Origin of the sequence: Sphingobacterium sp. BN32 (assembly GCF_030503615.1) — a bacterium.
Lineage (GTDB): Bacteria > Bacteroidota > Bacteroidia > Sphingobacteriales > Sphingobacteriaceae > Sphingobacterium.
Map to the genome: position 1 here is coordinate 2,171,051 of NZ_CP129963.1, position 12,022 is coordinate 2,183,072.

At 36.4% G+C, this 12,022-nt stretch carries 12 protein-coding genes; 4 read left to right on the forward strand and 8 right to left on the reverse strand.

All coding sequences use genetic code 11. The features are described from left to right. Positions 1-4 precede the first annotated feature (4 nt). The 5 genes from QYC40_RS09100 to QYC40_RS09120 all read right to left on the reverse strand — a co-directional run bounded on the left by QYC40_RS09100 (position 5) and on the right by QYC40_RS09120 (position 6,357). Entirely contained in the window at positions 5-3,019 is a 3,015-nt protein-coding gene (locus QYC40_RS09100) for a virulence factor SrfB (protein ID WP_301993670.1), read from the reverse strand. Positions 3,020-3,040: 21 nt separating this feature from the next. Then, positions 3,041-3,685, reverse strand: a complete 645-nt coding sequence (locus QYC40_RS09105) for a DUF805 domain-containing protein (protein WP_301993671.1) — start codon at positions 3,683-3,685, stop codon at positions 3,041-3,043. A 40-nt stretch (positions 3,686-3,725) separates the two neighbouring features. Further along, entirely contained in the window at positions 3,726-4,391 is a 666-nt protein-coding gene (locus tag QYC40_RS09110) for a response regulator (RefSeq protein ID WP_301993672.1), read from the reverse strand. A gap of 5 nt (positions 4,392-4,396) precedes the next feature. Further along, positions 4,397-6,106: an ATP-binding protein gene (locus tag QYC40_RS09115; RefSeq protein ID WP_301993673.1), complete on the reverse strand. Its 1,710-nt coding sequence runs from the start codon at positions 6,104-6,106 to the stop codon at positions 4,397-4,399. 80 nt (positions 6,107-6,186) lie between these two features. Next, on the reverse strand, positions 6,187-6,357 hold the full coding sequence (locus QYC40_RS09120) for a hypothetical protein (RefSeq protein WP_301993674.1): 171 nt from the start codon (positions 6,355-6,357) through the stop codon (positions 6,187-6,189). A 371-nt stretch (positions 6,358-6,728) separates the two neighbouring features. Here QYC40_RS09120 and QYC40_RS09125 point away from each other — a divergent pair, with 371 nt between their 5' ends. Together QYC40_RS09125 and QYC40_RS09130 are read left to right on the forward strand one after the other, a co-directional pair. After that, positions 6,729-7,592: a hypothetical protein gene (locus QYC40_RS09125; protein ID WP_301993675.1), complete on the forward strand. Its 864-nt coding sequence runs from the start codon at positions 6,729-6,731 to the stop codon at positions 7,590-7,592. Between the two features lie 88 nt (positions 7,593-7,680). Then, entirely contained in the window at positions 7,681-8,487 is an 807-nt protein-coding gene (locus QYC40_RS09130) for a hypothetical protein (RefSeq protein WP_301993676.1), read from the forward strand. Positions 8,488-8,626: 139 nt separating this feature from the next. Here the strand turns inward: QYC40_RS09130 and QYC40_RS09135 are convergent, their stop codons facing one another. Continuing rightward, the gene (locus QYC40_RS09135) at positions 8,627-9,097 is read right to left on the reverse strand and encodes a hypothetical protein (protein ID WP_301993677.1); all 471 of its coding nucleotides are present in this window, start codon (positions 9,095-9,097) and stop codon (positions 8,627-8,629) included. 30 nt (positions 9,098-9,127) lie between these two features. Beyond that, positions 9,128-9,658: a hypothetical protein gene (locus QYC40_RS09140; RefSeq protein ID WP_301993678.1), complete on the reverse strand. Its 531-nt coding sequence runs from the start codon at positions 9,656-9,658 to the stop codon at positions 9,128-9,130. Between the two features lie 236 nt (positions 9,659-9,894). Between QYC40_RS09140 and QYC40_RS09145 the strand changes: the two genes are divergently transcribed. Beyond that, positions 9,895-10,914 carry a sensor histidine kinase gene (locus QYC40_RS09145; RefSeq protein WP_301993679.1) on the forward strand — a complete coding sequence of 340 codons (1,020 nt, stop codon included), beginning with the start codon at positions 9,895-9,897 and terminating at the stop codon, positions 10,912-10,914. Next, a complete protein-coding gene (locus QYC40_RS09150; RefSeq protein WP_301993680.1) occupies positions 10,911-11,630 on the forward strand; it encodes a LytTR family DNA-binding domain-containing protein in 720 nt (239 codons plus the stop codon). The genes QYC40_RS09145 and QYC40_RS09150 overlap by 4 nt, the downstream gene beginning before the upstream one ends. Before the next feature lie 84 nt (positions 11,631-11,714). Here QYC40_RS09150 and QYC40_RS09155 read toward each other — a convergent pair whose 3' ends face one another. Continuing rightward, positions 11,715-11,927, reverse strand: a complete 213-nt coding sequence (locus tag QYC40_RS09155) for a hypothetical protein (protein ID WP_301993681.1) — start codon at positions 11,925-11,927, stop codon at positions 11,715-11,717. Positions 11,928-12,022: the final 95 nt, after the last annotated feature.

A 12,022-nucleotide genomic window follows, 5' to 3' on the forward strand; every position in this document is an offset into this window, starting at 1 on the left:
TACTTTATAAAACAAACTCACAGGTATCCAACCAATAGCCCAATTCCTGTTCTAAAGTTTGATAGCTAAGTAAAAAATACTTATTAGGTTTGCTATTACCCTCAACATCCTCTACCTGCAAAATCTTAATTTCTTCCTTACTATCCTCTATTTCCCGACCAATCCGGACTCGGATCGGCATTTGTTGAAGGATAGCATTTCTTTCCAAATTAGTTTGTTGTTGAATCCAACCCTCATCCCGCCCAGCGTGTTTTTGTCTGACGCTACGTTCAATCTCGAGTAAGTTTATCTCCAATTTATACAATGACGAATACGGGTAATTTTGAGCCAGATATTGCGTGTATCCCAAATGATAAGGCCATTGCTTCACTAAGAACTCGTGTTCATTCAGTAGTGGACTTAATATAGCCTCCTTCGTATTGAAGTTCTTCTTAACTATGTAATCTGCTGTAGAAATGAGCGATTGTTTTAATTGTTCGGTGTCTAACTTAAAGTCTTGAATCTTCTTCAATTTGCCCGCCATTAAAGCAATGATAGCTCCGACACTTACAATAGTCTTAGGGTCATTGATAACACCGGAGTTATCAGCAAAAGGATACCATTTACCAACCCAATAATTATTGAGGTTGACAACATTACTTTGCGAACAGGAAAGGTACTTTCTAAATAAATCCTCAAAACTTTTTAAGGAAGCTGGTTTACCGGATAATACAACATAATCACAATCATACTGATTTAACACAACCGAAATCTGTCGAATTAAGCTATCAAATACATCAGTTACGATAGCGTTGATTACCGATGGCGAAAAGCACCATTGAACATCTAAAAAACTAAAACCAAAATAGTTTTCGAAATATTGTTGAAGCTCTACATTTTTAAAATTTTCGCCTAATAGATCTTGAGTGCTAAAGCTTACATCTTCCTCTGTATTTGCGAGAGCTAAACATCGGTAGATAATGGGTAGAGCAACTTGATGAATAAAAGCTTTACGCATCATCTTCGCTAAATAACCAGTATTATTTGTGTTTTCACCAAAAAATCCATTGAGTCTATCTCTAATATTTGCAATTCCCATTGTTAGTCCATGGTTTTCTAATAATCCCATGAACTGACTTTTTAGATTACCATCAGCAGTTCCCTTAATGATAATTTTTTGAATCAATTCTTTTACCAAATCATCTCCAGCCATCTTAAAACTATCCCAGAACAAGGGTTGTGGTTTAAAGTTCTGAATGGTGTATTCTTCATTTAGTTCATACTCGTTAATCATCAAATCTGTAGTACCCGCACCGATATCTATCGATCCAATTCGTATTTTATCCTTGTTCTTGAACAAGAAATGTTCGATAACATAGCTGTTACCTCTAAGCTTTTTCGCCAGAAGACTATAGATAAAAACTAGTTGACTACAGGTAGCTTCATCGTAAATCCAATCTTTTCTATCTTCTAGTTGACTGATTTTTTTTGAGATGTCTTTAGTGGCTGGAATAATTTCGGGGGTATCAAACCAGTTCTGGAAGTTGTCGATATCGAAATAATATTTTTGATAATTTACCAATAACTGGCAGGCTTCTTCGGCAGCTTGTCGTAAAGCGATTTGCTCATGTTGAATCATCGCCGTAGGACAAGAAATAGTGATACGACGAATGCTTCTTGGAACAGTCATTTCCCCATGTTCCTCTCGGAATCCATAAGAATTGATTTGGACATGTGCATGTATCAATAGTTCCAAAAACACAAACTTCATCAATGATGATTTTGAAAAAAGTGACTTAGAACCAAAGAAACCATCATTTTTCAATAAGGTACCATCGCTATTCAGCTGTTCTGAAATCCCATTCAGGTAGACTTTTTTAACTTGTTTATCGTAGATCGTCGGATGAAACTCCCATTCCCTTTCAGCAATACGATCGTCCCATAAATAACGCTTTGGACTCGAATTAAAAGTTTTTAGTTCATAACCTAAATCCAAATTCACAATAGACTGGTTTATCAGTTGTTCCGCCTCATAGCCTATTCTAACCAAACTAGGAATGATGAACTTGTTATTGTGGTAAGAGTCCTTATTGATGTTTCCAAATTTTGATTCTGAAAAGACCACATGCATAGGAAACGATTGATCATATGAAACGTGGGGGTTTGAATAATCTTGGATAATGAGTTTTTTAACACTATCAAACTCAAAATTGTCATCATCTTTTGTTTCAAACAAAAGCGCACAGGTAGCAGAATTTCCTATATCTATGACCAAGTCTACTGTTTTCTTCCGAAAATCATCGGTAAACAATTGAAGCTCTGGAAAATTAGGATGTGATGCCAACCACTTGACTAATAATATATAGCTTGCTAAATATTCCTTTACTGGCTGCTCATAACGGCGTTCATCTTGCTCGCCGTAATAGGAGTCTGCCAAGTATTTATCAACCCAACTATCGTTGCTACTGCCCGCGTAAAAACTACGTGCAATATTTACCTCTTTTGAATGTAGCTTGAATATATTTTCATCGGGATTCAAACTTAACATGGGACTCGTTTTATCGCTTTCATTTCTTGCCAAAGTCGTATCGATGGCCAAAGCAATTTTCGAGACAGTATAGGAATCGTCACAGGTAATAAATGCACGAACCCAATCTGTAGGATACATCAAATCTTTATTGATAGAGTTGTCTTTGAAATAGGGAAGCGGTATCCACTTATTGGAAAAATTGCGCAAAGCCCTTTTCAAATTAGTCTCCTCATAAACATCATTTATAACTGCACAACTGTCTAAATCCACATCATCTTTCAGTCGATTATTTACAAGGAAATCTTTATCCAGCAACTCCTCAGTACGATAAAAACGCTCATCACCAGACTCAACAACCTTATAAAGGGGATCTAAAATAAAACTCAATGCATTATTATCGAAAGGTTGATGATAATACAGCTTATTTACTTTACCAAAAGACAAATCAATCTCGATCTCATATTTATAATATTGAATATGAGAATTTGCTATCAAAGAAATTCTTTTCATTTTTTAAAGGAAAATCAGGGATTAACGTTTTGGATTAGGACCGTACTGATTATAGTTAAAATCTCCTTCTGCAAACGCCATCCAAAGACCATAAAACGGAATAATTTGAAACCATCCTGAATTCCCCCGATCATGACAGCGTTTTGCAGCTTGTACAATTATAAACCAATAAGCCGGAATACTTAACAGAACCATGAACAGAGCCTCATCTCCACTTGCATGATCCTCAATCCCTCCCGTCATTGCGCCAACAACTATGACGTATATATAGAAAATAAACATAGAAAGCCAATATTCAGTTCGGCGAATGCGGCCCTTAATGCCAAACGGATTTGAAAACATTCCTTGTCTTGTAGTGACCAATTCAGTCGTCGATTCCTCCGAAGCGTCAGGTGCCGTATGGCTATCCTTATTCTTCACCGCTTCTTTTATTACATCTTCTTCCTTTACGTTAACTAAAGGAAGCGCGGGTAGAGATTCTACAGACGGTTCGGTGATCCTGGGTTCGAAAATTTCATCTAATTCGGATATATCTTTCGCAAATTGCCATGAAGAAAGACCTTCAAACCAGACAAGCGTATCAGGTGTAATTCCTTCTGCCTCCAATTGACTGTAAGAATAAGGTCCCATACGCTGAGAATCCTTTACGTAATAATATGTTTTCATAATATTGATGGTTGGTAAATCCGGTTGTTAAATAAAGAAACTATATAAATCCCTTATCTTTACAATAAGCAACCAGCTGTTCATTTTTGTTAAAAGCTAAAACTTCTCGCATCATGTTCAATCGCTTTTCAACACTACTCAATCCCGATGGCTTTATATTTCTTTGCTTGAGATGATTTGGAATCTCTTTCTGTAAGACACCTTCCGACAACAATTTCACAATTTGAATGTCGATATTTGAGAATTCATAGGTATGGCTTTGCTTTAAGGATTGTTTAATATCAAAGGAAACATAGGTATGCGCTTGATCGATCGCTATGAATGCTTCCTTGAGATGTTGGGCATCGCGCCTAGCCTTTCGAACATACCCATCTATGCCATATTCACTGAACAGTCTATCAATGATGGCAGGTCTATCTTCACCTGAAAAAACGATAATCTTTAAGTTTGGTTGAATAACTTTTACAGCCTGAATGAGTTCAATACCACTTGCAATACGTTGTTTATTGAAATCCTCTTCAAATGATAAGTCCGTAATTAATAAATCAAACGCATCCCCGTCTTGTAATGCACGACTGATCCACGCCAAAGCATCATCACAGTAATAAACATATTTGGCTATTTCTACACCAATATCACTGATGGTTCGTTGAACCGAAACATTAGTGATTTCATGATCTTCTGCAATTAATACTTTTCTAAACATATTGGTCAGTTTTGAGGAAGCGGTAAATTCATTTCTATTTTCACTCCTTTCCCTTTCTCTGAAGCAAAATTAAATTTACCCTTTAACCTTTCCATACGGTTTCCCGTATTCCGAATACCATTCCCCATCTTTTTTGGATTTGTTAAACCAACACCATTATCCTGATATAAAATATGTAAGTAATTGTCCCGTTGTTCGAACCTAAATATCACCTCGTTAGCTTGGCTATGTTTGCGCATATTCACCAATATCTCTTGCAAAATTATCAGTAAGTCATTCTTTGCATTTTTTGATAAATTATGCCATAGATGTGGATCATTACCGACAATAAACATGTGAATATTTTCATTTGCAAATGATCTGATCAATGTAGAAACATCAGTTGCAAAGCTTTCTTCGCACATTTCTTTAGAGGATTCATAGGAAATATCTCTAGATTTTTCATACATAACTTCCAGCTTATCTAAAATTTCCGATTTATCAAATTCATCCTTATGCTCCAATTCCGTCATCACGCGATAAATACCGTTGGCAACCACATCATGTACTTTTTTAGAAGTGGTCAATTGTATCTCTTTAACTTTATTTTCCGCTTCCATAGTAATCCGCTGCTTTCTTCGTTGCGCCCACAAAATAAAAAATGTAAGAGCAGACAGAACAAAGCCAATAACAGCCACCATAATGATCCGCTCTTTAGAAATTCGCAGATCCCGATCCAAAACATCCTTCTGAAGCTTTAGATTATCAATCTTATTTTTCTCTGCCTCATAACGAATCAAAGCATATTGATTCTTTGCTTTCAAACGAGCCGTTCGAACGCTATCAGACAGATGCTTATAGATTTCAAAGTAGTATTTTGAAGAATCGGAATTAACCCTGATTAATTTCTCTGCAGCATTTATTTGATCCGTACTAAATTGAATCTTGTTTGCTAAATCAAAAGATTTCGAAGCATAAATTTTGGCGGAATCCAAATTTCGTCCATCGTGATATTCAAATAAATGTGACAACGTGGAATTCACGCCCAAATCGTCTGATTCGGATTCTCTTATTTTTAACGCTGTATGTAAGTCAGGCAACGGATTATACGCTTCATCTATCCGCCATCTTGTATTTGCGTAGTTGGACAAACAACGTGCATAATTCTTATCTTTTCTATCAGCAGATTTTAAGTTCTCTTTATGAATAAGAAAAGCTTCCTTAAAACGCTTCGCCTCAAAAAGAGTTACAGCTTTATTATTCTTATAGGTTTGTGCATGATCCTTATTGACCGCATATTTTACGGCTAGATCGTAGTAAAAAATGGCAGCCTCATTATCTCCATAACCAGAAATCGCATTTCCCAAACTATTATAGTTAAAAGACAACAAGTCTAAATGCGCCTTATTAGCCGTATCTAAAAGCTTGTCTGCCTCCAATGATGTTTCTTGTGCAGCATAATAATCCGCTTCTTCAGACAACGTAATTGCCATCTGAATTAAACATATTGCTGCATGAAGACTATCACCGGCTTGTATAAAATCGTCACTTGCTAAATCAAAATAAACAAAAGAGCTATCGTTCATCCCTAACTCTAGAAAGGAATTTGCTTTAGAAAAATTGCTATTACTATCGGCAGTTAATTCTGTATCAATTTCGGCGAATTGCGGACTCTTAGAATGGCACCCGAAAAACAGTATTATGCTGAATAATAGTGTGATTATTTGAAATCGCATGGATAATAATTTGGTAAGCAATATTACCAAATAAAAAATACAGGTAAAAGTGATTTTACCTGCATTTTTACTAAAGGATCTTAACCTAAGAAATCAGGAAAGATCGGCGGAATCGCTGGCCTAGTCGGAGGACGTACGGATCCCTTATCACCACCATTCGTCTGAGGATCACCATCGCTAGTTGCAAAGGAGTTTGAGTATCCTGCAGAACACAGCATAGTCAGCAGCATAGCTACGAACAAATTTTTCATTTCTTCTAAAATTTAAAGTCAAAAAACTATCCCGACACCATTGTTTCTAAATGGTATCATTCATTAATTTTTCAGAAGGCCTTCTGATTTTAAGGAAGAAGTAAACTCATAGGAAAATCAAATAATCTTCCTCTTTTTCATAGGATTCAACTACAAGCCTACCATACGAATTCTCTACAGTTGCGTTAATAGTAAACGAGCTATCGAAGAATTCATAGGACAAAACTAAAGGCGTTTAACAGCTTTAAATCAGACATTTCCGGTATTTCCGATATTTCTTATAGATTTCCGATATTTCCTATTTTCAAGCAGACAATTTGTACATCTTAGATATTATGCTTTATTTCGAATGACGAAAACCAATTAGTTCAATGTTTGAATTCGACATCTTTAGGGAGGAAGTTTTAACAGATTACACGAAGAAACGCAATGAAGGGACTTTACCTACTAGCCTAGAAAATCCTTCGCCAGCGAATCTTCGAAACTATGCACTATATCTATATTGCAAAGGACTTAACAAGGAAGACAGAATTGTCTTTGAAGAATACTTTAATTCAAATGTGAAAGTAGATGATCTCGAAAAAGCTATTAAAACTACCGAATTAGGAAAACTAAAGTCTGTACAAAACTTCCTTAATGGTACAACGAGAAATCCAGACGAAATTATCGCCAAATTGCTTGCTGTTTTAATCGATTTTAAACCAAGACCATTTGTAGAATGGCGAAAGTCATTTCAACAGCATCAACAGGTAGAGTTTAAGACGTCAGATCGCATAGAATATGCTCAAAAGGATAATAACATTGTTCAGAGTCAACCCTTTAAACCAACAGTAATTGCTAAGCCGAAAAAGAAAAACGGCTTAAACAAAATACTAGTTATATCGGCCGCAAGCCTCTCTTTTGCTACGCTTTGCTATATGACCGTTTCTCAGCTTAAAACTGATGGCTGTATGTACTGGGATGGAACAAAATATATAGAAATTGACTGCAAAGAAGAAATCAGACATGCTGAGAAACTTGTCCTCAACCCAATAGATTTAGAACATTTTAGAAAAATTACTCAAACAGATACCCTCCAGGAAAAGCATGTGAACAAAGTTTGGTATTCAAAAATCAACAATGAAGTTGAATTTTTCACAAGTGCAGGACGACACCCAATTAATAAAGAAAGAACATTAAAGCCCGCAACTTGGTATATGATCAAGAAATATAGAACTTCATACCCGACGAAATAATTTCAAAATAAAAGAACTAACAATATTAAATTCCAAATTTCTATGGAATTAACTCACTTAAATCATCATGATATAAAACCAATATATCATGAAATACTACGCCATTTTTGCCTTCATCTTTTTAATTAACTATTCTTTTTCCACTTATGCTACTGAGCAGGAACCCGACAGACTAATTATCAAAGGAGACACTATCTTGCTACACGCTTTACCGTTGGAACAATGGATTGATCAAAGCAATTATAATAAACCCTTTTTCCCCGACTCATTAAGGGGATTTTCAACAGGCTGCTGGAGAGCATATGTCGCCTATTGGGAAATTATCGATAATCGGTTGTATCTAACCAACATTTATAATGAAAGTAAAAGTGCTAAAGCAGATCTCAACGAAATGTTTGGCAAAAAGGTCAAAAACGGACGAGTGATAGCAGACTGGTTTTCGGATACGGTTATCGCATTTAATGGTAAACTTCTCACTTACGATCATCATGGATTCTCAAGTGTTTTCGAACATGAGTATGAGTATGTTTTTGATAAAGGTATATTAAAAAGCACAACTTACTTCGACAACTCCATGTCTAAGAATACACCGCTGTTCATGGGCGATGCTCTTCTAAATGGGCACATCGACACGCTGATTAATTGGTCAGCATTACCAACTATTGAGGAATCAGGATTTGCCGCAATTCATGTACTTGCTAATGAACAGGGCAGATTAGATAGCATAATACATGTCTATGGATCGTCTGAAATTTTCAAACAAGAGGCACTACGCGTAGCGAAACTGATAACAAAGTTTCCAGTTATTTATCGAAGAGGAAAGTTACAAACCCCGGATATACGGGTAGAATTCCTTTTTACGGCAAAAAAACAAAAGAAGTACCGGAAGGATTAACAAAAAACTCTACCGATTTCTCGGTAGAGTTAGGCTAACTCATAGGAATTAACAACGTTTTGTGTGATTTTACTTAAAAATTTAACGTTATACAGAATAAGTTTGTTGTTTCTTAAATTGTTAATTGTAAAGAGATGCCCTACTTTATCGATAAGTCAATCTGACCCTCCTCTACTCCGTCGATTGCATCTTTCGAGAGAATTCCTTGAGATTTCTTAATCATCTCATCAAGTAGCTCATTACTACCACCGGCATGCGATACGATAATTTTTGAACTGTTTTTGTTAAAAGCCACATTCGTTGCGCTGACTCCCTGACAAGATTTCAAACTCTTGTTCAGCTGATTCAGTTGCTCGTAACTGATACCCTCAATCTTTACGACAGTTTTGTTAATTCCAGCTTCTCCCTCCTTGCCTTTACCGAAAAATCCCGTAAGCTTCTTTCCAACCTTACCCGCCTTATCGGCTTTATTCGCCGCACGATCGGCGGTATTCGTTGCTCTATCCAGTTTATCAGCAGCACGATCTATCTTATCTAAGAATCCTTGCGCTTTTACCTGTGTAGCTGTTAAACAAAACAGCATCAGTAATGATATACAAATTGCTTTCATAGTATTCGTTTTTATAGTTTCAACAATGTTTTAGTTCTTATTATATGGTGCGGAAAACTCACCCTCAGTCACCGTAAGGAATTCACCTCCCCCCTCCAATACACCCGAGAAAGTGCCTTTTACCCCCCATTTGGTCAAGCTCGTAATATTTAATGTAAAACTTGAACCATCACTTCCGTCTCCACGATAGCCCGTTGTACTCACAATCTTTCCGTCTACAACATTTTGAATATAGTATTGCCCAACTAACTCAGGACCTTCACCATTCGCAGTCACATAAGTTGTCTCCTTAGCTCCCTCATCAGAAACCAATTGAAACCCAAAGCCTGGCGAGGCCATATCTTTTGACTCGTGACCACCGACCGTCACGAAGTGTATCTTATTCCAATCATCAGGTTTATCATTTGCACTCAAACTGTAATTGAACTCATGTAATTTCCCATTAATCTTACAGCGCAAAAAACCATCAGAATCGCCAGATCGCGAGTCATCTTTACTACAGGAAACCATTAAAAGTGCTAATACTAGAAATAAGCCGATCTTGTTAAGTGTTTTTTTCATTTTGCTATCCATTATTAATATTCGTTTTTAATATTTTATGCTTATGGCATTTATCCATGATTTCCTTGCAAAACAAATATGCGCTTGTCCATAGTTCAAATAAGAACGGTTTAAATAGACGACTTAGAATTTTTAACGAACGACAAGCTATTTTCAATGTTTACATCCATTGATAAAAAACAATATTCTATTGAAAAATATTGAGGATATAACAGCGTATTACTAACTTGAATACTATGGTTAAATTTTTCGATAGGGAGGTTTCTCTGGTCAAGTTGCAAGTCATTACTTGGCTTTTTGTGATGGCACTAACTTTCGCATCTTACCTCCAAAATGCCGACTTCGGCTATGCATTAGTATTTACTATCATCAATATGTTTAGTATGCTAGCGGTAATCTATGGCAACGCCTGTTTTCTTCTGCCAAAACTTTATTTTAAGGGCCGCGTCTTTACTTACCTGCTTGCAACGGTCTTGTTGCTCGGCATCATTTGTTTTATTCGCGTAGAACTTCGTTCTTACTTCCATGAGCTCTACTTCCGCGGAGAAGACCAGAGCACCAGTTTTCAAGTATACGCGAGTATAATGACTTCCTTAATTATCAACTACCTTTTCAGTTTTATATTTAGGTTAGCTTTAGATTATTTTAATGTGCGTAAAGATCAGAAACGGCTTAAAGAATACACGTCCAAAGTGGAACTCGATTTATTAAAGGCACAAGTGCAACCACACTTCCTATTCAATACGCTTAACAATATCTATTATGTAGCACAACGCGAGTCGCCACAAAGCGCCCAACTGATTGAAAAACTCGCCAATATCATGCGCTATTTTGTGGATGAAGCGTCGAAGGCGCTCGTCAAGCTCCCAATCGATATTCAATTCCTGAAGGACTATATTGACTTAGAGCGGATGCGAATGTTGCACCCGATGCAAGTAGATTTCGAAATGAATGTGGTGCCCAATGCTGTGGAACTGCCACCTATGCTCATCATTCCACTAGTAGAGAATGTCTTCAAACATGGAATCGACAAAAGAAGCAAAGAGAATTATCTGTCGTTAAAAATTGAATCATCAGACGGAAAATTAAAAATCAATGTATCGAATAAAGTTTTTGAAGAAAAAAATGAACAGCAAGGCGGCAACGGCTTAAAGAATCTTATAGCTCGCCTGGACATACTTTATGGGAAAAACTATAAATTTGAGAGAACACTAACGAACAATATCTTCAATGCCAATTTAGAATTACCTTTATGAAAATAATTACTTGCCTAATAGTCGATGATGAGCCAAATGCTGTTCAGTTGCTTGAAGATTATATTCAAAAGATCCCCTATTTGTCATTAAAACAAAAGTGCTATGACGCTTTTGATACAATGCAGTACCTGGAAAAAGAAAAGGTTGACTTGGTTTTTCTGGATATCAATATGCCCAAAATGTCTGGGATGGAGTTGGCGGCATTGCTCCCAAAAGGACAGTGTATCATTTTTACTTCCGCCTATGCCAGCTTCGCCTTGGAAGGCTATGAATACAATGCCTTAGATTACATCCTAAAACCTATCATCTTCAAACGCTTTGTACAAGCGGTAGAAAAAGTTAGAGATTATTTTCTCGCTCAAAATCCAAATAAACCCTACGTCATTCCTGAAAGCAAAAAGGAATTTATGTTCATCAAATCAGATCGAAAACATATTAAAATTTACTACGATGATATCTTATATTTTGAAGCACAACAAGAATACGTCAAAGTAGTATTGGCAAATGACTCTCCAGTACTGGTTTATAAACGCATGAAACAACTCGAAGAACTGCTCCCGACGAATTTTATCAGAATCCATAACTCCTTCATCCTGAATAATAACTACTTGGACTTTCTTGTCGATAACCATGCGTCTGTAAAAGGCGAAAAACTCCCCATAAGCGCTAGCTACAGAGCAAAACTGATTGCAATTATTGAGAATAATGCGCTCTAGAGTGACGAGGATTATGGACTTAAGGGTATAAATAAAAAGAGGCTGTGCAAAAACACAGCCTCTCCTTCATTCCCCAATCTTGTTTTACTTTTGAAGAACAAAACCGCCAACATATTGTCCATCCATATCCCAAACTGAATAGTAGAATGTTCCTGGAAAGATCGATGACTCACTAATTGAAAATGAATAAAAAGGGTTTCCTGGTAAAGGGAATGTTCCTGGAGGTAATGCCTTTCCACCTTTTACAGCGTTTTGTTCTTTAATCTCAAATTTCGAAAGATTCGATAATGCCTTCATGCGCTTAAGTTTTAGTTTTATTTATAAATATAGAAAACGCTGAATTTAAACCACTTCCACATCTAATATTCGAACACTTGAAATCGACATTTGCA

Coding starts and splice junctions, on each gene's coding strand:
- QYC40_RS09100 (WP_301993670.1), bottom strand. CDS start 3,019: ATGAAAAGAATTTCTTTGATAGCAAATTCTCATATTCAATATTATAAA.
- QYC40_RS09110 (WP_301993672.1), bottom strand. CDS start 4,391: ATGTTTAGAAAAGTATTAATTGCAGAAGATCATGAAATCACTAATGTT.
- QYC40_RS09125 (WP_301993675.1), top strand. CDS start 6,729: ATGTTTGAATTCGACATCTTTAGGGAGGAAGTTTTAACAGATTACACG.
- QYC40_RS09155 (WP_301993681.1), bottom strand. CDS start 11,927: ATGAAGGCATTATCGAATCTTTCGAAATTTGAGATTAAAGAACAAAAC.
- QYC40_RS09135 (WP_301993677.1), bottom strand. CDS start 9,097: ATGAAAGCAATTTGTATATCATTACTGATGCTGTTTTGTTTAACAGCT.
- QYC40_RS09145 (WP_301993679.1), top strand. CDS start 9,895: ATGGTTAAATTTTTCGATAGGGAGGTTTCTCTGGTCAAGTTGCAAGTC.
- QYC40_RS09150 (WP_301993680.1), top strand. CDS start 10,911: ATGAAAATAATTACTTGCCTAATAGTCGATGATGAGCCAAATGCTGTT.
- QYC40_RS09105 (WP_301993671.1), bottom strand. CDS start 3,685: ATGAAAACATATTATTACGTAAAGGATTCTCAGCGTATGGGACCTTAT.
- QYC40_RS09115 (WP_301993673.1), bottom strand. CDS start 6,106: ATGCGATTTCAAATAATCACACTATTATTCAGCATAATACTGTTTTTC.
- QYC40_RS09120 (WP_301993674.1), bottom strand. CDS start 6,357: ATGAAAAATTTGTTCGTAGCTATGCTGCTGACTATGCTGTGTTCTGCA.
- QYC40_RS09140 (WP_301993678.1), bottom strand. CDS start 9,658: ATGAAAAAAACACTTAACAAGATCGGCTTATTTCTAGTATTAGCACTT.
- QYC40_RS09130 (WP_301993676.1), top strand. CDS start 7,681: ATGAAATACTACGCCATTTTTGCCTTCATCTTTTTAATTAACTATTCT.